Annotated in this window: 22 protein-coding genes, 1 tRNA gene and 1 pseudogene; 16 read left to right on the top strand and 8 right to left on the bottom strand. The window is 64.6% G+C overall.

Translation table 11 applies throughout. The features are described from left to right. Together WCZ84_RS03710 and trxB are read right to left on the bottom strand one after the other, a co-directional pair. Window positions 1–432 (bottom strand): annotated as a pseudogene (locus WCZ84_RS03710) (hypothetical protein); the annotation flags it as partial. After that, window positions 433–1,392, bottom strand: a complete 960-nt coding sequence (gene trxB / locus WCZ84_RS03715) for a thioredoxin-disulfide reductase (protein ID WP_372684914.1) — start codon at window positions 1,390–1,392, stop codon at window positions 433–435. It lies immediately after the preceding pseudogene. Window positions 1,393–1,436: 44 nt separating this feature from the next. Here trxB and WCZ84_RS03720 point away from each other — a divergent pair, with 44 nt between their 5' ends. From WCZ84_RS03720 to serS, 4 genes are read left to right on the top strand one after another with little or no spacing between them, the layout of a single operon-like run. Further along, complete coding sequence (locus WCZ84_RS03720) at window positions 1,437–3,788, top strand: DNA translocase FtsK (protein ID WP_372684915.1); 2,352 nt, start codon at window positions 1,437–1,439, stop codon at window positions 3,786–3,788. Then, entirely contained in the window at window positions 3,785–4,477 is a 693-nt protein-coding gene (gene lolA, locus WCZ84_RS03725; protein WP_372684916.1) for an outer membrane lipoprotein chaperone LolA, read from the top strand. Before WCZ84_RS03720 ends, lolA begins: the two co-directional genes overlap by 4 nt. Next, entirely contained in the window at window positions 4,477–5,811 is a 1,335-nt protein-coding gene (locus WCZ84_RS03730) for a replication-associated recombination protein A (RefSeq protein ID WP_372684917.1), read from the top strand. The genes lolA and WCZ84_RS03730 overlap by 1 nt, the downstream gene beginning before the upstream one ends. Before the next feature lie 44 nt (window positions 5,812–5,855). Beyond that, window positions 5,856–7,196: a serine--tRNA ligase gene (serS, locus tag WCZ84_RS03735; protein WP_372684918.1), complete on the top strand. Its 1,341-nt coding sequence runs from the start codon at window positions 5,856–5,858 to the stop codon at window positions 7,194–7,196. On the opposite strand, the gene WCZ84_RS03740 is transcribed toward serS, so the two are convergent. Next, on the bottom strand, window positions 7,160–7,519 hold the full coding sequence (locus WCZ84_RS03740; protein ID WP_372684919.1) for a hypothetical protein: 360 nt from the start codon (window positions 7,517–7,519) through the stop codon (window positions 7,160–7,162). The genes serS and WCZ84_RS03740 overlap by 37 nt on opposite strands. A gap of 172 nt (window positions 7,520–7,691) precedes the next feature. Here WCZ84_RS03740 and WCZ84_RS03745 point away from each other — a divergent pair. Further along, a tRNA-Ser gene (locus WCZ84_RS03745) sits at window positions 7,692–7,782 on the top strand. Between the two features lie 86 nt (window positions 7,783–7,868). Here the strand turns inward: WCZ84_RS03745 and WCZ84_RS03750 are convergent. The 4 genes from WCZ84_RS03750 to WCZ84_RS03765 all read right to left on the bottom strand — a co-directional run bounded on the left by WCZ84_RS03750 (window position 7,869) and on the right by WCZ84_RS03765 (window position 11,332). Next, window positions 7,869–8,279: a DUF2628 domain-containing protein gene (locus WCZ84_RS03750; protein WP_372684920.1), complete on the bottom strand. Its 411-nt coding sequence runs from the start codon at window positions 8,277–8,279 to the stop codon at window positions 7,869–7,871. A gap of 81 nt (window positions 8,280–8,360) precedes the next feature. Next, complete coding sequence (locus tag WCZ84_RS03755; RefSeq protein ID WP_372684921.1) at window positions 8,361–9,551, bottom strand: NAD(P)/FAD-dependent oxidoreductase; 1,191 nt, start codon at window positions 9,549–9,551, stop codon at window positions 8,361–8,363. A gap of 117 nt (window positions 9,552–9,668) precedes the next feature. Beyond that, complete coding sequence (locus tag WCZ84_RS03760; RefSeq protein WP_372684922.1) at window positions 9,669–11,120, bottom strand: sodium:solute symporter; 1,452 nt, start codon at window positions 11,118–11,120, stop codon at window positions 9,669–9,671. After that, the gene (locus WCZ84_RS03765; protein ID WP_372684923.1) at window positions 11,117–11,332 is read right to left on the bottom strand and encodes a hypothetical protein; all 216 of its coding nucleotides are present in this window, start codon (window positions 11,330–11,332) and stop codon (window positions 11,117–11,119) included. The genes WCZ84_RS03760 and WCZ84_RS03765 overlap by 4 nt, the downstream gene beginning before the upstream one ends. A 195-nt stretch (window positions 11,333–11,527) precedes the next feature. On the opposite strand from WCZ84_RS03765, the gene WCZ84_RS03770 reads away from it, so the two are divergent. Then, the gene (locus WCZ84_RS03770; RefSeq protein ID WP_372684924.1) at window positions 11,528–12,262 is read left to right on the top strand and encodes an NYN domain-containing protein; all 735 of its coding nucleotides are present in this window, start codon (window positions 11,528–11,530) and stop codon (window positions 12,260–12,262) included. Window positions 12,263–12,324: 62 nt separating this feature from the next. Here the strand turns inward: WCZ84_RS03770 and WCZ84_RS03775 are convergent, their stop codons facing one another. Next, entirely contained in the window at window positions 12,325–13,227 is a 903-nt protein-coding gene (locus WCZ84_RS03775) for a LysR family transcriptional regulator (protein WP_372684925.1), read from the bottom strand. A gap of 162 nt (window positions 13,228–13,389) precedes the next feature. Here WCZ84_RS03775 and wrbA point away from each other — a divergent pair, with 162 nt between their 5' ends. From wrbA to WCZ84_RS03825, 10 genes are all read left to right on the top strand, one after another. Beyond that, a complete protein-coding gene (wrbA, locus tag WCZ84_RS03780; protein ID WP_372684926.1) occupies window positions 13,390–13,986 on the top strand; it encodes an NAD(P)H:quinone oxidoreductase in 597 nt (198 codons plus the stop codon). A gap of 62 nt (window positions 13,987–14,048) precedes the next feature. After that, window positions 14,049–15,422 carry a F0F1 ATP synthase subunit beta gene (gene atpD / locus WCZ84_RS03785; protein WP_372684927.1) on the top strand — a complete coding sequence of 458 codons (1,374 nt, stop codon included), beginning with the start codon at window positions 14,049–14,051 and terminating at the stop codon, window positions 15,420–15,422. Further along, entirely contained in the window at window positions 15,419–15,829 is a 411-nt protein-coding gene (locus tag WCZ84_RS03790) for a F0F1 ATP synthase subunit epsilon (protein ID WP_372684928.1), read from the top strand. Before atpD ends, WCZ84_RS03790 begins: the two co-directional genes overlap by 4 nt. Beyond that, window positions 15,826–16,167 (top strand): AtpZ/AtpI family protein, encoded by a 342-nt coding sequence (locus WCZ84_RS03795; protein ID WP_372684929.1) that lies wholly within the window; start codon window positions 15,826–15,828, stop codon window positions 16,165–16,167. Before WCZ84_RS03790 ends, WCZ84_RS03795 begins: the two co-directional genes overlap by 4 nt. Next, window positions 16,160–16,465: an ATP synthase subunit I gene (locus WCZ84_RS03800; RefSeq protein ID WP_372684930.1), complete on the top strand. Its 306-nt coding sequence runs from the start codon at window positions 16,160–16,162 to the stop codon at window positions 16,463–16,465. The genes WCZ84_RS03795 and WCZ84_RS03800 overlap by 8 nt, the downstream gene beginning before the upstream one ends. Continuing rightward, entirely contained in the window at window positions 16,466–17,161 is a 696-nt protein-coding gene (locus tag WCZ84_RS03805) for a F0F1 ATP synthase subunit A (RefSeq protein ID WP_372684931.1), read from the top strand. Continuing rightward, complete coding sequence (locus WCZ84_RS03810; RefSeq protein ID WP_372684932.1) at window positions 17,158–17,436, top strand: F0F1 ATP synthase subunit C; 279 nt, start codon at window positions 17,158–17,160, stop codon at window positions 17,434–17,436. The genes WCZ84_RS03805 and WCZ84_RS03810 overlap by 4 nt, the downstream gene beginning before the upstream one ends. Before the next feature lie 6 nt (window positions 17,437–17,442). Next, complete coding sequence (locus WCZ84_RS03815; protein ID WP_372684933.1) at window positions 17,443–18,213, top strand: hypothetical protein; 771 nt, start codon at window positions 17,443–17,445, stop codon at window positions 18,211–18,213. Next, window positions 18,203–19,795 (top strand): F0F1 ATP synthase subunit alpha, encoded by a 1,593-nt coding sequence (locus WCZ84_RS03820; RefSeq protein WP_372684934.1) that lies wholly within the window; start codon window positions 18,203–18,205, stop codon window positions 19,793–19,795. The genes WCZ84_RS03815 and WCZ84_RS03820 overlap by 11 nt, the downstream gene beginning before the upstream one ends. Continuing rightward, window positions 19,795–20,682, top strand: a complete 888-nt coding sequence (locus WCZ84_RS03825; protein ID WP_372684935.1) for a F0F1 ATP synthase subunit gamma — start codon at window positions 19,795–19,797, stop codon at window positions 20,680–20,682. The genes WCZ84_RS03820 and WCZ84_RS03825 overlap by 1 nt, the downstream gene beginning before the upstream one ends. The last annotated feature ends 56 nt before the right edge of the window (window positions 20,683–20,738 follow it).

Below are 20,738 nucleotides of genomic sequence, written 5' to 3' on the forward strand. Positions count from 1 at the left end.
ATTGCGAAGCAGGTCTGTGCCGCAGCCGGCTTGCAGGAATGCCCGGGCATCGGGGTCATGGACGGCCGTGTGGGGGCGCAGGGGGGCTTCTGGGGGGGCTTGGGTCACCCGTCGCGGGCTGTCATGGGGGGCGGGGCTGCCTTGCGCGTGCTGGCGCCGTGCCTGCAGCCAGGACTCTGGTTCGCGGCGCGGCCGGGCGCGTGCGCGGGGCCCGCGATCGGGCAGGGGGCGCACATGGCGCATGGCCTGCCGGAAGAGGGCGCGATCTGGTTCGTCGAGCGGGGTGGGAGACGGCCCCGGGGGGGCGGGCCGGGCAGGTGCCCGGCCGGGCGAGGCAGCCGCCTTGGGTGGGGCCGCGGCGGGGGCGTCCGGCTTGTCGAGCGCCTGCAGGCGCTTGAATTCGGCCAGGGAATGGATGAGGGTCTTGCCCACTCAGCTGGATCGGGTATCGAGCCAGCGCTGGGCGTCCAGCGCTGCCATGCAGCCGGTGCCGGCACTGGTGATCGCTTGGCGATACACGTGATCCTGCACGTCGCCCGCCGCAAACACGCCCTCGACGGAGCACATGGTCGCCAGGCCCTGCTGCCCGCTGCGGGTGATGAGATAGCCATCCTGCATGTCGAGCTGGTTGGCGAACAGCTGGGTATTCGGCGTGTGGCCGATGGCGATGAACACCCCCATCACGGGTAGTTCGTGGGTGTCGCCCGTTTGATTGTTGCGCAGCCGCACGCCTGTGACGCCGGAATCATCGCCCAGCACTTCGTCGAGTTCGTGGAACAAGGCGAGTTTCATGTTGCCGCCATCTACCTTGGCCATGAGCTTGTCGACCATGATGGGTTCGGCACGGAACTGGTCGCGACGGTGCACCAGGGTGACGCTGCGGCAGATATTGGACAGGTACAGGGCTTCTTCGACGGCGGTGTTGCCCCCGCCCACCACGACGACGTCCTGGTTCTTGTAGAAGAAGCCATCGCAGGTGGCGCAGGCCGAGACCCCGCGGCCCATGAACGCCTGCTCTGACGGCAACCCCAGGTACTGGGCCGATGCCCCCGTGGCGATGATCAGGGCATCGCAAGTGTAGGTGCTGCCCGTGTCGCCCGTCAGCACGAAGGGATGACCCGAGAGATCGACCGACGCGATGTGGTCGAAGACGATCTCGGTGTTGAAGCGCTCGGCGTGCTGCAGAAAGCGCTGCATGAGCTCTGGCCCCTGAACGCCCTGGGCATCGGCCGGCCAGTTGTCGACCTCGGTGGTGGTCATCAGCTGGCCACCTTGTTCAAGCCCGGTGATGAGCACGGGATCCAGGTTGGCGCGCGCGCCATACACGGCTGCCGTATAGCCCGCGGGGCCGGAGCCCAATATCATCAGTTTGGCGTGTTTTACATTGGACATAGCAGAAAATCCTTCCAGTTCGTCTCGCCAATTATAATGTCGTGATGGCAAGATTACCGGCAGCCGCTTCGCGCGCATCCCGCAATGTGCGCAACGGGCCTTCTCCGATGCAGACACGTCTCACGAGCCTCGTGCGCGAGGCCCGCTGGATCATGCTGTCCGCCGTGGGCTGCTGGCTGGTGCTGGTGCTGGCCACCTGGTCGGCTTCCGATCCGGGCTGGTCGCATGCCGTCCATGCCGGGGTGGTGCGCAATTGGGGCGGCACTTTCGGCGCCCATGTGGCCGATCTGCTCTACTACCTGTTCGGGGCCAGCGCGTGGCTATGGGTGCTGTTGCTGCTCAAGCGCCTCATCAAGGGCTTTTATCGTCTCACCCGGGTTGTGCTGCCAGGCGCGGTGCCCGACACCTTGCCCCGTGTGCGCTGGGAATCCGGCCTGGGGTTCGTGCTGCTGTTCGTGGGCTGCATGGGCATCGAGGCCTTGCGCCTGCCGGTCTGGGGGTCGGGCTTTCCAGCCGGGGCGGGCGGCCAGCTGGGGCAGCTGCTGGCGTGGGCGCTGGCCGACCTCCTTGGGCGGGCCGGTGGCACTTTGCTGTTGCTCGCCCTGATCGTCATGGGGGCCAGTCTGTTCTTCGGGTTTTCCTGGCTGGTTCTTTGCGAGCGGCTGGGTTTCGTGCTCGAGCGCGCCTGGATGCGCCTGCTCGAATTCAAGAATGCCCGCCAGGATCGCAAGGTGGGGGCTGTTGCGCAGGCCGAGCGCAAAGAATCCGTGGAAACGCGCCAGACGCACATGGTCCACGAGCAGCCGGTCCGTATCGAGCCCACGGTCACCACCGTGGCCAAGTCCGTGCGGGTGCAGCAGGAAAAGCAGCAGAATCTGTTTGCCGCCGATCCAGCCATGGGCGGCAGCCTGCCAGAGCTCTCCTTGCTCGATCCGGTCGAACAGGTGCAGGAAACGATCTCGCCCGAAACCATCGAGTACACCTCGCGCCTGATCGAAAAGAAACTGTCCGATTTCGGCGTCAATGTCACCGTGGTGGCGGCCCAGGCGGGGCCGGTCATCACCCGCTACGAGATCGAACCGGCCACGGGGGTCAAGGGCAGCCAGATCGTCAACCTGGCCAAGGACCTGGCGCGCGCCCTGAGCCTGGTGCGCATCCGGGTGGTGGAAACCATTCCGGGCAAGAATCTCATGGGGCTCGAACTGCCCAATCCGCGCCGCCAAGTGGTGCGCCTGTCAGAGATCCTCGGCTCGCAGGTCTATCATTCCAGCGCCTCTTTGCTCACCATGGCCCTGGGCAAGGACATCGCCGGCCATCCGGTGGTGGCCGACCTCGCCAAAATGCCGCATCTGCTGGTGGCCGGTACCACTGGTTCGGGCAAATCGGTGGGCATCAATGCGATGATCCTGTCTCTGCTGTACAAGGCCGACGCCGGCCAGGTCCGTCTGATCCTGATCGACCCGAAGATGCTCGAAATGTCGGTCTACGAAGGCATCCCGCATTTGCTTGCGCCCGTGGTCACCGACATGCGCCAGGCGGCCAACGCGCTGAACTGGTGTGTGGCCGAGATGGAGCGCCGCTACAAGCTGATGAGCAAGCTGGGGGTGCGCAACCTGGCCGGTTTCAATGCCAAGGTGCGTGAGGCCCAAAAGAAGGACAGTCCTTTGCCCAACCCGTTTTCACTGACGCCGGATGCGCCCGAACCCTTGTCGACCCTGCCCAACATCGTGGTGGTGATCGACGAACTGGCCGACCTGATGATGGTCGTGGGCAAGAAGGTCGAAGAGCTCATTGCCCGCCTGGCACAGAAGGCGCGTGCGGCGGGCATCCATCTCATCCTGGCGACGCAGCGGCCCAGCGTGGACGTGATCACGGGGCTGATCAAGGCCAATATTCCCACGCGCATCGCCTTTCAGGTATCTTCGCGGGTCGATTCGCGCACCATACTGGATCAGATGGGCGCCGAGACGCTGCTCGGGCAGGGCGACATGCTGTACCAGCCCCCGGGCAGCAGCGTGCCCGTTCGCGTGCACGGCGCTTTCGTGCACGACGACGAGGTCCATCGCGTGGTCGATGCGCTCAAAGAGCAGGGCGAGCCCGACTACGTCGAGGGCTTGCTCGAGGGCACGACAGAACTCGATGCGGATGCGGCGGCTGCGGGTATCCCGGGGCTTGCGGATGGCGAGTCCGAACCCCTGTACGACGAAGCGGTGGCCATCGTCCTCAAGAATCGGCGGGCGTCGATTTCGCTGGTGCAGCGTCACTTGCGCATCGGCTACAACAAGGCGGCCCGCCTGCTCGACCAAATGGAGCGCTCTGGCCTGGTATCGGCCATGCAGCCCAACGGCAACCGTGAAATTCTTGTCCCGGCCGGCGCTCAGGGGGATGACGAATGAACGACCCAACGTGTTTTCCGGGGCGGGTCCAAATCCGGCGGGATACGGCGGCCTGGTGGCTGCGCGCAAGCCTGTGCGTGCTGGTTCTTGTCCTGCTCGCGCCTGCAGGGTCCATGGCCGCCCAGGGCGCCAGGGCGCAACTGCAGGCATTCGTCGATCAAGTCCAGTCCGCCACCGGCCAATTCCGGCAAGAACAGCAGGCCAATCCGGGCCAGGCGGCCCGGGTCGCGCCACAGCGTGGGCAGTTTGCCTTCAAGCGCCCAGGGCGGTTCCGCTGGCACACGCTCGAGCCGCATGAGCAGCTGATCGTCTCGGACGGTCAGCGCGTGTTCCAATACGACCCCGATCTCGAACAGGTCACCGAGCGGCAGGCAGACCAGGCCATCGGGGCCTCACCGGCCGCCTTGTTGTTTGGCTCGGGGTCTCTGGCCGACGCGTTCGACCTGCAGGACCAGCCCGCCCGCGACGGGCTCGAATGGCTGCGTGCCGTGCCGCGTAACGCCGACGCGGGTTTCGTGCACGTGGATATCGGCCTGGCCGATCATCTCCCCCGGCGCCTCGAACTCCTGGACGCGTTTGGGCAGACCACGCAGATCGATTTTTCAGACCTTCAGGTCCAGGTGGCCCTGCCCGACGATACATTTGATTTCAAGGTCCCGGCGGGCGCCGACCTGGTTCGGATGAACTGATGACGCCACAAGGCGACCTCCTGCCGCCCGACCCGTCGGCCCATCCGGCGCCGGTGTCGGTTCGTGCACCGCTGGCCGAGCGCCTGCGCCCGCGCAATGTCGGCGAAATGGTGGGTCAGGCGCATTTGCTGGGCCCGGGCCGGCCGCTGCGTCTGGCGCTCGAATCGGGTACGCCGCACTCCATGCTGTTCTGGGGGCCGCCGGGGGTGGGCAAGACCACTTTGGCACGGCTCACGGCAACCGCCTTCCGTTGCGAGTTCATCGCCTTATCGGCCGTGTTTTCGGGCGTAAAGGATATTCGCGCCGCCATGCAGCAGGCGGAACAGAACCTGGCCGCGGGCCGGCATACCATCCTGTTCGTGGATGAAATCCACCGGTTCAACAAGGCCCAACAGGACGCGCTGCTTCCTTACGTGGAAAGCGGGTTGGTCACCTTTATCGGCGCCACGACGGAAAACCCCTCGTTCGAAGTGAACTCGGCGCTGCTGTCGCGGGCTCAGGTATACGTCCTGCAGCCGCTCAGCGAGCCAGAGCTGAAGCAGCTGCTGGCGCGTGCCCTGCAGGCCTTGGGCGGGCTGGTGCTCGACGAACAGGCGACGGACACCGTCGTCGGCTACGCCGATGGCGACGCCAGAAGGCTGCTCAACCTGCTCGAACAGTGCAGTACGGCTGCGGGTGTCGCGGGCGTCACGCAGGTTGATGCCCATTTCGTGCAAAATGCGCTGATGCTGAACAGCCGGCGCTTCGATAAAGGCGGCGACCAGTTCTATGATCAGATCTCCGCGCTGCACAAGTCCGTTCGAGGCTCGCATCCGGATGCCGCGTTGTACTGGTTGACCCGCATGCTGGATGGCGGCGCGGATCCCCGGTACCTGGCCCGGCGCATTGTGCGCATGGCCTGGGAAGACATCGGCCTGGCCGACCCGCGCGCGATGCAGATCGCCAACGAAGCCGCGCTCACCTACGAGCGCCTGGGCAGCCCGGAAGGAGAACTGGCACTGGGCCAAGCGGTCATCTACCTGGCTGTCGCGGCGAAAAGCAATGCAGGCTACACCGCCTACAACCAGGCGCGCGCCTTCGTCAGGCACGACAAAAGCCGCGAAGTGCCCGCGCACCTCAGGAACGCGCCTACAAAGCTCATGAAGGAGCTGGGCCACGGCCATGCGTACCGCTACGCGCATGACGAACCGAATGGCTATGCCGCTGGTGAAACCTATCTACCCGAAGGGATGGATGAACCCGGGTGGTACCGGCCCGTGCCGCGCGGCCTGGAGACCCGGATCGCCGAGAAGCTTGCGTTCCTGCGCAGCCTGGATGCGGCGCACAAGAAGTAATTGCCTACAATACCGGCTTTGACGATTTTCATCTGCCCGACACCATGCTAGACACCAATCTGCTGCGCAAGGATCCTGACCACGTCGTTCATGCGCTGGCCCGGCGGGGCCTGACGTTCGATACGGGGCGCTATCAGGCCCTCGAGGCCCGGCGCAAGGCGGTGCAGGTGGACACCGAGGCCCTGCAGGCCCGGCGCAACGCGCTGGCCCGGCAGATTGGCCAACGCAAGGGCCGGGGTGAGGATGCCAGCGAGCTCATGGCCGAGTCCCAGCAGATTCCCGGGCAGCTCAAGGCGCTCGAGCAAGCGCTTTCAGCGATTCAGAAAGAACTGACCGATTGGCTGCTCACTTTGCCAAACCTGCCCGATGCCAGCGTGCCCGACGGCCTGGACGAAAGCGGCAATGTCGAGGTGCGCCGCTGGCTGCCGGGGTCCGCCGATCCCGCGGGCAATCCGCCGGGGCCGGGCTTCGAGGTGCGTGACCACGTTCAATTGGCCGAGCCGCTGGGGCTGGATTTCGAGGCCGCCCGCAGCCTGGCCGGCGCCCGCTACATGCTGCTGCGCGGGCCGGTTGCGCGCCTGCACCGGGCCTTGGCCCAATTCATGCTGGACTTGCACGTCGAGCAGCATGGCTACCAGGAGTGCTATACCCCGTATATCGTCAACAGCGCCACCCTGTACGGGACTGGGCAGTTGCCCAAGTTCAAGGATGACATGTTCTGGGTCACCCGTGGGGGGCATGGCAGCACGCCGGATGACGAAGGGCAGGATGAAGACCTGTACCTGATTTCCACGGCGGAAATTCCCCTGACGGGTACGGTGCGCGACCGCATCCTCGATGCGGCCGACCTGCCGCTGCGCCTGACGGCGCATACGCCCTGTTTTCGCTCGGAAGCCGGCAGCGGGGGGCGTGATTTGCGTGGGCTGATCCGGCAGCACCAGTTCGATAAGGTCGAAATGGTGCAGATCGTGCGGCCCGAGCAGTCATGGCAGGCGCTGGATGAAATGGTCGGCCAGGCAGAGCACGTGCTGCAGGCCTTAGGCCTGCCCTATCGGGTCGTGGCCCTGTGCGCGGGCGACATGGGGTTTGCGGCGGCCAAGACCTACGATCTGGAAGTCTGGCTGCCGGCACAGAACACCTGGCGCGAGATCTCTTCGGTGTCCAATTGCCTGGACTTCCAGGCGCGCCGGCTGCATGGGCGCTTCAGGCCCGAAGGCCCCAAAGCGCGGCCCGAATACCTGCATACGTTGAACGGTTCCGGCGTAGCCGTGGGCCGCGCCCTGGTGGCCGTACTGGAGAACTGGCAACAGGCCGATGGCCGTGTCGCCGTGCCGCCGGTGCTGCAACCCTACATGGGCGGCTTGGAAACCTTGGGCCCCCGATAGCGCGATGGGCTGCCTTCTGTTTCGGGGGGTTCGGGATCGACCGTTTTCTTGTTGGCCCCGATGTGGGTGATCAGCAGAAACAAAAGCACCCAGAACAGCAGGTTCAGGATGGTGGCCAGCAGGCTGTTGAAGCTGGCGTACCCCGTAGCGGCTGACGCCTGGATGCCTAAGGTGTCGGCCACGATGGGGATGTGGCCCAGGCCTTCGATGATCAACCGCCCTGGAAGGGAAAAGCCCCACTTGACGGCGTGTACGGCTTCCCAGCCTGCGATTTGGCCGTCGCCATCGATGTCCACCACGTAATTCAGGGCTTGCAGCTCCATGGTGCCCTCCGGCAGAAAAATCCTTGTGTCCTTGTGGTTACTATAGGATCTCGCGCGGCATTCGACAATGGGTCGGTTTTCGGGGTCGGTTTTCAGTGGTGCAGACCTGTTGGCAGGGGCCTGGCCACCACAGGATCTATGCTAGAATGCGCGTCTTGACCGCGGTCGAGCCGGAGAGGTGGCAGAGTGGTCGAATGTACCTGACTCGAAATCAGGCGTACGTGAATAGCGTACCGTGGGTTCGAATCCCACCCTCTCCGCCAGAACATCAATAAAATCAAGCAGATACGGTAATCAAGACGGCATCCAGGGTGCCGTTTTCTTTTGGTTTGTCGGCCTCGACGGCGATTCAGGCCATCACGCCTGCAATCGCAGTCGCAATGGCTGCATCCGGGTTACGGGCTCGCAGTGTCGCGACGGGTATGTAGCCGCCTCGTAGTAGGCGGCCTTCACGCCAGCGGTTGCCACGGAATGCGGGGTACAGCCATAGGAAAATGTCGATTGCGATCGCAACCAGCGTGATCCAGAGCAGGGTGTCGAGCGATTCTGGATCCTGGACGTGCCTTTGTGTGGCTGTCTCAAGGAACTGACCGACCAGGGCCATGGCAATCAGCAGGCAAAACCACAGGATGGCCATGCCCCACAACCGCTTCACCAGCATCCAGAAGGGGCCGAAGAACAGGGCAGGCCAGGAAAACCCCTGTTTGACTGCGTCCGTATAACCGTTGATCTGGTTTTTATAGACGGTGAACATACGCATGCGAGCCCCTCATGTGCAAGACGATGGATACGCCTTCTGCGCCAGGTGCCGGCATGCCTCATCCGGTGGGGGCGCTAGGCCTCAGGGCCTGATTCCAGCGACGGCCAGCGCATGCTCTGCGATGGCCAGGGACGCAGTCAGCCCGGGTGACTCTATACCGTATAAGTGTACCAGCCCGGGTATGCCGTGCGTCTCGATACCCTGGATCAGGAAGTCGGTTTCGGTGCCGGCGGGTGCCTGGATCTTCGGCCGAATGCCGGCATAGTCGGGGCGCAGGGCGCCGTCTGGCAGGCCAGGCCAGTAGCGGCGTATCGAGCCATAGAATTGCCGGGCGCGCCCCGGCGCCACTGTGTAGTCCACCGTATCGATCCATTCCACATCGGGTCCGAACCGGATCTGCCGGTTCAGATCCAGCGTCAGGTGCACCCCCAGGCCTGCGGGCTCCGGCACTGGATAGATCAAGCGCGAAAATGGATTCCGGCCGCTATAGCCATAATAGTTGCCCTTGGCATATCGGATCGTGGGAATGCAGGCGTCTGGCATGCCATCCATGCAGGCGGCAACGGCCGACGCCGACAGTCCAGCACAGTTGAAGACATATTGGGCGATGATGTCCGTGGTCTGCCCTGGGGTGGCCGAGGGCGGGGCCGCTGGGTGGGCGCGGTGGGCATGGGTGGGCGCGTCGGCATTCCGATGGCGGTTTTCCGCGACCCGCAGCATTACGCCGCGCCCCGCGTGGAGCGTGCCGCCGGTTACGGTGGAGCACAGTGCGACCATGCCGCCGGCCGCCTCGAAGTCACCCTGCAGGGACCGCATCAGGCCGTGGCTGTCGATGATTCCTGTCGACGGGGATGCCAGCGCGGCGATGCAATGCAATTCGGGCTCCAGGCGGCAAGCCTGCGCGGCTGTCAGCCAATGAATGTCATCCACGCCATTGCGGTGGGCTCGCTGCTCAAGTTGCCGAAGCTGCGCGATCTGGCCATCATGGGTAGCCACGATCAGCTTTCCGCAGCGATCATGGGCTACGCCGTGCGTGCGGCAGTAGTGGTACAGCAGGTCGCGCCCACGCACGCACAGCCGCGCTTTCAGCGAGCCGGGGGCATAATAGAGGCCAGTGTGGATCACCTCGCTGTTGCGCGAGCTCGTGCCAGTGCCGATCGCTGACTCGGCCTCGACCACGATGGTCTCCAGCCCCGCCAGCGCGCAGGCCCGGGCCACGGCCAGGCCCACCACGCCGGCGCCAATGACCAGGCAGTCCACGCGGTCGATCATGGCCGTATCATGTGTATGACCAACGTAAAGTGGCTGCTGGGGCGCGCCCAGGTGGGACACGTCCCTGCGTGGCTGTCATAGACGATGTGCATGTCAATTCGCTGCGCCAGGTTGGCGTCAACCCTGTTCTGATCGAGTGGGTAAGCAGGCGGTCACAACGCTGACGCCCAGCAGTACCACGATATTCACCGCCAGCCCCCAGATGCCGGCATTGATGGCATAGGGTGGGGGCCAGACAAAATCGAACTGCAGGGTCACGAGTGTCCCACAGGTCAGGCCGGCGAATGCGCCACTGCGCGTCGCGCGGGGCCAGAACAAAGTAGCCAGCGTCAGGGGCAGCAACTGCACGATGGCGCCATAGGCGCCCAGCAGGGTCGTGACCAGCGAGGCCGGATTGAGCAGCGCAAGCGAGTAGGCCGCGGCCGAGATCAGCACGACCAGAAGCCGGGTCAGGCGCAGGACGCTGGCATCGTGCATCGGGCGAAGCCGTGCGATGATGTCGCGTGCGGCGACGGTGGCCGCACTGTGGGCGATGTTGGCGCCGGTCGACATGGCGGCCGCCAGAGCACCGGACAGCATCAGGCCCACGAGCCAGGGTGAGAAATGTGCGGTTTTTACTACGATGTCCAGGAGCACAGTGTCCGGGTTCTGCAGGGGGGCGTCGCGATACAGCAAAATCCCCGCAAAGCCGATGATCAGGATCGGCACCATCACGTAGACAAAGAGCGGATACAACATCAAGCTTTTTTTCAAGGTGCGCACGCTTTTGGCTGAGTAAAAACGCATGAACAGATGTGGCCACATCCACGCGCCCAGTGCGCTTACCAGAATCGCGCTGGAAAACGCTGCCCATGGGACGGGTGCGCCGCCACCGGGAATGGTGAGGTACTGCGGGGCTTGCTCGGCGATGCGCTGGAACATCGGCGTGATGCCGCCATATAGCTGGTTGGCCACGGCAAACCCGAGGACCCAGGCGATGGCCACCATGAGTACGCCTTGGAAGAAATTGGTCCAGCCGATGCCGCGCAAGCCACTGGTGTAGACGTAAAGCGTCACGATGAGGGTGGCCAGCAATGAGCCGAGCCAGAACGGAATGCGCCCGTCGGTGGCAAACTGAAACATCAGGCCGGTGCCGACCACCTGGATCGTGAGATAGGGGACCAGCCCCAGAATGCTGATGATGCCGATGAACACCGCCAGGCCCTTGCTCTTGAAATGGTCTGCGAGCAGGTCGGCTTGGGTCATGTGGCCCAGACGCCGCGCCATCTGGTGGATACGTGGCGCGATCAGCCAGCCGAGGCTTGCCATCAGCGCCGTGTACGCCAGCATATACAGGGCGGGCGCCCCCTTGCTGTAAGACCAGCCTGGCCCGCCCAGAAAGGCGAAGGCCGAGAAAATCTCAGCGCCCATGATAAAGAACATGAGCACCAACCCCAGGCTGCGGGTGCCCGTGACGTATTCTTCGAGAGTGTTTTGCTCACCACTGCGGCGGGCGCGTACGCCAATGACCAGTGTGGCCAAAAGGTACGCTGCGGTGATCGTGGTGACGATGATCCAGTCGGGCATCATGGGCCTTTATTGAGGTGCTCGACGAAATACAGCACCACCAGCCCGAGAAACATGATGAAGATCCAGGCGATGTACCAGAAGAAAATGAATGGCAAGCCCCAAATCAATGGCTCGACCCGATTGGCCAACAGGGCGCCTGGCCAGATCATGGCAACCCAGCAGATCAACTGCAGTATGGTTGAAACCAGATAAAACCCACGGCTGGCTCGCATATTGGGCCTCTTGGGTGGGTACTGCGCAGGTTTTGATGTATCTTATTTTTTCACGAACCCGGCTCATTGCAAAGCGATTTTTGGGGCGCTGGCACCCGGCGCATCCGTTTGCCGTGCGCTTGCTCTGATACCATCGGTTTGCACCCGATTTCATCCACCCCTGAGTGCCCGTGTACGCTACCCAAGGAACCCCGAATGCCCGATTCTGCGAGTAAAACCCAATTCCTGGCCATTTTGATCGATGGCGATAATGTGCCGGCGTCCATTATCGAAGGCCTGCTGGCCGAGGTCGCCAAACTGGGCGTCGCCAGCGTCAAGCGGATCTATGGCGATTGGACCACGCCGAACCTGGGTCAGTGGAAACAAACACTGCTGCAATACTCCATCCAGCCCATCCAGCAGTTTCGCTATACGACGGGCAAGAACGCCACGGATAGCGCCATGATCATCGATGCCATGGATTTGTTGTACATGGGGCATTTCTCTGGCTTTTGTCTGGTGTCCAGCGACAGTGATTTCACGCGGCTGGCTGCCCGCATCCGGGAATCGGGCTGTTTTGTATACGGCTTCGGGGAAAAGAAAACGCCCAGACCATTTGTGGCGGCGTGTGATCGCTTCATCTACACCGAAGTCTTTGCCGTAAAGACCGAGACAGGCCTGCCTGCCAAGCCAAGTCCGCGTTCCAGTCTCGAGCTGCGTGGCGATACCACTTTGCTGCGCTTGGTCCGCGAGGGTATCGAGACCGCCTCCGATGAGGCTGGCTGGGCGCCTTTGGGTGCCGTGGGCCAATATATCAGTCGGGCCGAAGGCGACTTCGATTCACGCAACTACGGATACGCCAAGCTCAGCGAGCTGGTCACGGCGATTGGCTTGTTCGAGGTGGATCGCCGCGAGGCAGGCGTGTATGTAAAGGATCTGCGCAAAAAATGAGGTCAATCCATGGCGCGGTTGATGGCGCGCGTTGCGTCTGGCGGGTCTCACCGGGCCCAGCCTTACCGCAGCATGTCCCTCAGCAGCGCAATGAATGCCAGGCTGCGCTGCGGCAGCAGCCGGCGCCCGGGGGTTACGCACCATAAGGTCGTGGCGGGCAACGCCCAGTCGGGCAGGACCCGGCTCAGGCGCTTTTGCCGCACCAGATCGGCAGCCGATGGTTCCGACAGGCCTGCGATGCCATGGCCTTGCTCAGCCAGGGCGCGCAGCAGACCGATGGAATTGGCGGCCAGGCGCTGCTGGGGCATGCCTTCCCAGATCTGCTGGGCCTGCATCAGGCGCCACATTTGTGGGCGGCCGTCGCTGGCGATCAGCAGCAATCCAGCGTGGTGGGCCAGGTCGTCGGGCCGCGCCGGAGTACCATGTTGTGCCAGATAATCGGGGCTGGCGTACAGCCCGCCGCCCATGGTGACCAGGTGGCGGGCGACCAGGGCATTGTCGTCCGGCAGGCGCGTGGCGGCCCGGATGGCCAGGTCGAACCGTTCGGTGATCAGGTCGACCCGGCGCGCAGACAGGTCGAGTTCGATGGGGACCTGCGGGTAGCGCCGCGTGAATTGGTCCAGGATGGGCACGACGCCGAATTCCTGAAATTCGGGCGGTAGCGAAACGCGCAGGATGCCCTGGGGGATGGTCTGGCGGTTGCGTGCCAGGTCAGCGGCGGATTCAGCCGCATCATGGATATTTTGCGCATGCATGAGCATTTTTTCGCCGAATTCGGTCAGCGTAAGACGACGGGTGCTGCGCTGCATTAGCCGCTCGCCGAGGCGGTTTTCGAGGTCGGACAGGCGTCGGGACAGGGTGGATTTGGGCAAGCCGGTCTGTTCGGCGGCGAGTGTGAAGGTACCCGCCTGGACGATGTGGGCGAACAAGATCAGATCATCGGCGTACAGGTCGAGCGACGTCATAAGGGCATTGTCTCATATATGGAACTATATAATGCCATTGTTGCTGTTTTTCTTTCTATCTGCAGCGGCTATGATGAATGAATCATTCAGAAGTGTGGCGCCAGACGGCACTTGCCGTTCTGGCTGCCCGCCCGTTTTCAAATAACGCACAGGAGCGAAATAATGAGCGTCAAGCTGGCCATCGTGTATTACTCGACCTATGGCACCAACCATGAAATGGCCGAAGTCGCCGCCGAGGCGGCGCGCGCGGCCGGCGCCGAAGTCCGCCTGCTCAGGGTAAAAGAAACGGCGCCCGCCGAGGTCGTGGCTGGCCAGGCCGCCTGGAAAGCCCAGGCCGAGCGCATGGCTTCGATCCCCGTGGCCACGCCCCAGGATATGGAATGGGCCAATGCCTACTTGTTTTCAGCCCCTACCCGTTTCGGGGTGATGGCCAGCCAGATGCGCGCCTTCATCGACACCCTGGGGGGCATATGGGCGCAGGGCAGCCTGTCCAACAAGCCTATGTCGGCGATGTCGTCGGCCCAGAATACCCACGGTGGGCAGGAAGCGACGATCCTTTCCATGTACACCACGGTATTCCACTGGGGCGGCATCGTGGTGGCGCCAGGCTTTACGGACCAATCCATCTTCAAGTCGGGGGGCAATCCGTATGGCTTCAGCCACACCCAGGGTCAGCCACTGACGGACGACAACAAAGCGGCCATTGCCCATCAGACCCGCCGCCTCGTCGATGTGGCGGCAAAGCTCGCAATCGGTTAAGGTCGGTCATGGGCTTGGCCTGCGCAGGTGCATGGCCATCCTGAGACGGCTTGGGGGGGCTGATGGCTGCAGAGCCTCATTGGGGCAAGGTGGTCCGCATCCGCGGCGATGTGGTCGATGCCGTGTTCCCGGGCCCCAGCCCGCGCATCCAGGACATGCTCCTGGCGGGCGATTTGCCGCTCGAAGTCGCCACCTTGCTGGGTGCCGGCCGGGTACGGTGCCTGGCCCTTGCGTCCGTGCGGGGGCTGGGCCTCGGGGCGTCCGTTCAGGCGACTGGCCAGCCGATTCAGGTTCCAGTGGGTCAGGCCGTGCTGGGGCGCATGCTCGACATGTTCGGCCGGCCGCTCGATGGCGGGCCCGAACCGGCCGCCACAATCCGGCGCCCGATTCACCGGCCGCCCCCACCGCTGAAAGATCGGGTGGTGCAGGATGAACTGCTCGAGACCGGCATCAAGGCGATCGACCTGCTCTCACCCATCGGGCGCGGCGGCAAGGCGGGCCTGTTTGGGGGGGCCGGCGTGGGCAAGACGGTGCTCATCAACGAGCTCATCCACAACACCGTCCAGCATTACCAGGGCGTCAGCCTGTTCTGCGGCATTGGCGAGCGCTCGCGCGAGGCCGAAGAACTATACCGCGAGATGGGCGAGGCGGGCGTACGCGACAAGACCGTCCTGTTGTTTGGCCAGATGAACGAAGCCCCAGGCGTTCGTTTCCTGGTGGGCAAATCGGCGCTGACCATGGCCGAATACTTTCGCGACGATCTGCAGCAAGACGTTCTGCTGCTCATGGACAACGTCTTCCGGTTCGTCCAGGCCGGGGCCGAGGTGTCTGGCCTGTTGGGGCGTATGCCCTCCAGGGTGGGCTATCAACCCACTTTGGCGACCGAACTCGCGGCGTTGCAAGAGCGCATCACCTCGACCCATCGCGGTGCGATCACTTCGGTACAGGCGGTCTACGTGCCGGCCGATGACTTCACCGATCCGGCGGCCGCGCATATCTTTTCGCACCTGTCGGCCTCGGTCGTGCTCTCGCGCAAGCGGGCCGCCGAAGGCCTGTATCCAGCCGTGGATCCCCTGGCTTCGACCTCGGTGATGCTGACGCCGGCGGTGGTGGGTGATCGCCACTATGAAATCGCGCGGGCCGTACAGCGTACGCTGGCCGAGTACGAAGAGCTGCGCGACATCATCGCCATGCTGGGGCTCGAGGAACTCTCCGCAGCGGATCGTGCCGTGGTGGCCCGCGCTCGGCGCCTCGAACGTTTCCTGACCCAGCCTTTTCATGTGGCCGAACAGTTCAGTGGCACGCCCGGCCAGCGCGTGCCGATCTTGCAGACGCTGGCCGGCTGTGAAACCATTCTGGAACAGATCCGCTTCAGCGACAACGAAATGGATTACTACATGAAGGGTGCCCTGCAGGGCCCGGAGGCCGCTGCATGAGCCTGAGCCGCAGCATGCGCGTCAGCCTGCGCCTGCCCACACGCTTGTTGTTCGAGGGCGAGGCCGTCAGTCTGCAGGCTGTGGCCGAAAACGGGGCCTTCGGCATGCTGCCCAATCATGCCGACCACGTGGCGTCGCTGGTGCCTTCCATATTGGTGCTGCGTGGCCCAGATGGCCGCGAGTCGTTTTTCGGGATCGATCATGGCTTGCTGGTCAAGTGGGGCCATCAGGTCGATATTTCGATACAGCGCGGCGTGCAGGGCGATGACCTCGACACGTTGTCGGGGGTGCTCGAGTCCAGCTTCAAGCGGGTGGATGAAACCGAACGGGTTGCACGCACCGCCCTGTCGCGCCTTGAAATCGGCATCTTGCGCCATTTCAGCGATTTGAGAAAACCCGCCCCATGACGCCCGATGACGACACCTCCCTGGACCCGATTCGCCGCCAGGCGCAGCGCATGAGCCATGCCCGCAGGCGGCCGCCGTTCAGCAGCCTGCAGGGCCTGAGCGCTTTTGGCGTCATCGGCTGGTCGGTGGCCATCCCCACGGTGGGCGGGGCCCTGCTGGGCCTGTGGCTCGACCGGGTGGCGCCTCAGCCTTTCTCGTGGCCGATCGCGCTCATGTTGGGTGGCCTCGTAATTGGTATCATCGTGGTATCGAACTGGGTCAGCCGCGAAAGCCGCCGTGCCCGCGACGATCATCCCGGGCCGGGCCATCCGTCCGGCAAGGAAACCGATCATGATTGATGCGTCCGCCCTGTTGCTCGGCTTTGCCGTCGGGCTACCCGTCAGCCTGCTGTTCTTTCTCGGCTTGTGGTGGGGTATGCGTCGTGCCCTGGGCAGCCGCCGGCCGGCGCTGATCCTGGCAGCCAGTTTTCTTGGCCGTGCCGCGCTGTTGCTGGGGGCGGCCCTGGGGCTGGCGCACACGGTGCATCCGCTATGGGCGCCTGCCGGGTTCTTGCTGGCGTTCTTCCTGGCGCGCTGGGTGATCGTCCATCGCGTCCGCAGCGTACGCCATGGGCCTTTTCCAAAGGGGGGCTGCTGAATGGAACTCACGCCCGATACCAGTATCGTGGTGGCAATCGGCAGCCTGCGGCTCAATGCCACCATCGTCAATACCTGGATCGTCATGGCGGTGCTGGTCGGGGTGTCTTGGCTCGTCACGCGCCGGCTGCGCCCCGACGTGCCGCCGGGCCGCTGGCGCAATGCGCTCGAAGTCATGGTCGAGCTGATCCAGGGGCAGATCCACGCCGTTACCCGAACCGCGGTGCGCCAGGTCATGATCTTTTCCGGCACTTTGTTCCTGTTCATCGCGGCGGCCAACCTGCTGGCCATCATCCCTGGATTCCGCTCTCCCATGGGCTCGCTGTCCACCACCGTGGCGCTCACGCTGGCCGTATTGCTGGCGGTGCCCGCGTTCGGGATCATGCATGGCGGGGTGCGGCACTACCTGGCCCGGCTGGCGCAGCCCTCCATCATCGTGCTGCCCTTCAACCTCATCGGTGAACTCTCCAAAGGCGTGTCGCTGTCCATCCGCTTGTATGGCAACGTCATGAGTGGCGCCGTCATCGCGGCCATCCTGCTGGGCATCGCGCCGTTCTTCTTTCCGGTCGTCATGGATCTGTTCAGCCTGCTGGTTGGCTTCATCCAGGCGTACATCTTCGCCATTCTGGCGGCCGTATACATTTCATCCGTGATGGCGGATTCCAGCCCCGAGGTCTCACCAGAGGACATGCCGTGACTGAACTGACCCTTGTTGCCTTGATCTCCATCCTGACGGCCGGCCTGACGGTCGCCATCGGGTCGTTTGGCGCGGCTCTGGGCGAGGGCCGGGCCGCTGCCGCCGCCATGGCGGCCATTGCGCAGCAGCCCGATGCCGCGCCCACTTTGTCGCGCACGCTGTTCGTCAGCCTGGCCATGGTGGAGTCTTCCGGTATTTACTGCTTCGTGGTCGCCCTGATCCTGATTTTTGCCAATCCGTTCTGGGATGCCGTGCGCACCGCAGCCGGGGGATGAGACACCATGTCCATCGACTGGATCACCGTCCTGGCGCAACTGGCCAATTTCCTGCTGTTGGTCTGGTTGCTGCGCCGCTTCCTGTATCTGCCCATCCTCAATGGCATCGATGCGCGCGAGGCCGCCATCGCGCGCCGCATGGCCGAGGCCGAGGCGGCGCAGCAAGAGGCCGCCGCCGCCAGGCTGCAGTACGAGCAGCAACTTGAAAGCACGCTCGCCCAGCAAGAGACCAAGGTGGCTCAGGCGCTCGCGGCCACCGAGCACGAGCGCGAGCAGCTGCTGGCCGAAGCGCGCCAGCAGCTCGGGCAGGAGAAGGCCGATTGGCATACGCACCTCGAACGCGAGCGCCAGGAGTTCATCCAGCGGCTGCATCAGGCGGGCGGGCACACCGTGCTCGATATGGCCCGTAAAGTGCTCGCGGATCTCGCCGACGAGCCGCTCGAAGCCGCCATCGCCCGAAAGGCCGTCGCGCAGATCCAGCCCATGGCCACCGAGCTCAACACGGCAATCGCCGCCGGCCAGCCGGCGCAGGTCACTACACAGAAGCCGCTGGCACCCGAGATACGCCAGCGGCTCGATGCCGATCTGCAGGCGCTGCTTCCGGGCGTCCGCCTGACGTTCGCCACCGATGCGCAACAGGCCCCCGGCCTGGCCATCCAGGTGGGGGGGATGCAGGTGGCGTGGACGGTCGACAGCTACATGGACGAGCTCGACGACATGGTGGCCCAGCATCAGGCGGCCGCCATGCGTCACGAAGAGGGGCCCGATGGCCACTGAGACGCCCGGTCTGATGGGGGGCCGCTCAGCCAGGGGCGCCAGCGGGTCTGTGCCGGGGGATCCCGATCAGGCCTTCGCCCGCTGGCGCAGCCGGCTGCTCGATCTGCCCACGCCAGAGCCGACCCTGTCCGAAATGGGCGTGGTCACCGACGTCGGTGACGGCGTAGCGACGGTGACCGGGCTCGTTCAGGCCCTGGCCGACGAGCTCATCGTGTTTTCGAGCGGTGCGCACGGGATCGTGTTCGACCTCGAGCCCGATCGGCTGGGTGTCGTATTGCTGGGCCCGGCCGAATCCATTCGGCCCGGTGAAAGCGCGCGGCGTACGCGCAAAGTGGTCAGCGTGCCGGTGGGCGCGGGCCTGCTGGGGCGGGTCGTCGATGCGCTGGGGCGGCCCATCGATGGCCGGGGGCCGGTGCGCGCGGCCCTGCAGCGGCCCATCGAGGCCGAGGCCCCGCGGATTCTCGAGCGCGCGCCGGTGTCACGGGCCCTGCTGACCGGCATCAAGGCCGTGGATGCCGCCATTCCGGTGGGTCTGGGCCAGCGGCAGCTGATCATCGGCGACCGGCAGACCGGCAAGACTTCCATGGCCATCGACACCATGCTCAATCAGCGTCAGGGTTCGGTGCTGTGCATCTATTGCGCCATTGGTCAGCGGGGGGACGCGGTTGCCCGCGTGATCCGGGCATTGGCCGAAAACGACATGCTGCGTCGCAGTATCGTCATGAATACGGGCGACGAAGAGGCGCCGGGCCTGGCCTATATCGCGCCGTATGGGGCGATGACCATGGCAGAGTATTTCGCCGCCCAGGGGCAGGACGTCCTGCTGGTGTTCGACGACATGACGCACCACGCGCGCGCGTACCGCGAGCTGTCGCTGTTGCTGCGCCGCCCGCCTGGCCGCGAAGCCTTTCCAGGCGACATTTTCTACGTGCATGCGCGCCTGCTCGAGCGGGCCGGGCAGTTCAGCGAGGCGCTGGGGGGCAGCGCCATCACGGTGTTGCCCGTTGTCGAAACCGAGGCTGAAAACCTGGCGGCCTATATCCCGACCAACCTCATTTCCATCACCGACGGGCAGATCTATCTGTCGCCGCGCCTCGTGCGCAAGAATCAGTTTCCAGCGGTGGATCTGGGGCTGTCCGTTTCCCGCGTGGGGGGCAAGGCCCAGAATCGCAGCCTGCGCGATGTGTCGGGTAACCTGCGCGTCACGCTGTCCCAGTTCGAGGAACTCGAGGATTTCGCCCGGTTTGGCACGCGGCTGGACGACACCGCGCGCGCCCACCTGGCCCGGGGCGCCGCCGTGCGCACGGCGCTGCGGCAGGCCGAGCGGGATCCCATGGCCGTCATCGAGCAGCTGGCGGTGCTGATTGCGGCGATGGAAGGGCTGTTCGATGCGTTAGCGCCGGCGCAGATCATGACGGCCATGGTGCGGGTGCGTACGGCGGCGTGCCAGGCCTTGCCCGACCTGCAGGCCCGTGCGATGGAAAATCTGTCGCTGGGTGCGGAAGGCCGTCAGCGCATTCTCCAGAGCGCCCGTGAAGCGTTGGGCATGGACCCGGTCGAGCCGGGGCGGCGCGTGTCGTAATGGCCCAGTCGCTCGAGGCGCTGACGCGCCAGGGTCAGACGCTCGCCAGCATCCGCGGCATCGTCCGCACCATGAAAAGTCTGGCGGCCATCAATGCGGCACCCTACGAAGAGGCGGCCATGGCCATCGAAGCCTATCAGGCCACCATCCGCCGGGGGTTTTCCGCATTCGCCTATCGGATGAGGTCGGGCTGGCAGGTCGTTGGCGCAGGGGCCGCCGACCCCAGTCATCGGATCGTGGTGGCATTTGGCTCCGACCACGGTTTTTGCGGCAATTACAATGAATTGCTGGCGGCCGAAGTCTCGCGGCTGCACGCGCGAATGTCGGCTGCAGGCCGACCGACAGGCGGCCTGCAGGTTCTGTGCGTGGGCGCACGGATGCAGGCCGCGCTCGAGGGGCACGGGCTCGTGGTGGCGCAGCGTCTGCTGCCGCCGGCGTCGGTCGACGGGGTGGCGCGCCTGGCCAGCGAGGTGGTGGCGCAGATCGAGCGGCGCAGCCGAGGCCGGCCGCTGACCCAGCTGGGCGTCTGGTTGGCGTACACGCGCCGGGCCGGGCATGGGATGCGGACCCCGGTGGTCAGCCGCTTGTTGCCCTTGCCGCCGGCCCTGCTGCAGGCGCCGGATCGATGGCCTTCGCGGGCCCTGCCGGATTTCACCCTGGCGCCGGCCGCCCAGCTGTCGGCGCTGGTGCGTCATCATTTGTTTGCCAGCGTGTTCCGGGCCTCGGCTGAAGCCATGGTCACCGAGAATGCGGCCCGCTTGGCACTGATGCAGCAGGCCGAGCAATCGGTCGATGAGCGCCTGGCCCAGCTGGGCCGCGAGCTGTCGGCCGTACGGCAAGACCAGATCACCCAGGAGATCATGGACATCATCATTGCCCATGAATAAGGTGGATCTTGCATGCCGGGCCGTCGCCCCCATATGCATCGTATCGTTGTTTTCCG

Source organism: Castellaniella sp., from assembly GCF_041675725.1.
GTDB lineage: Bacteria > Pseudomonadota > Gammaproteobacteria > Burkholderiales > Burkholderiaceae_B > Castellaniella.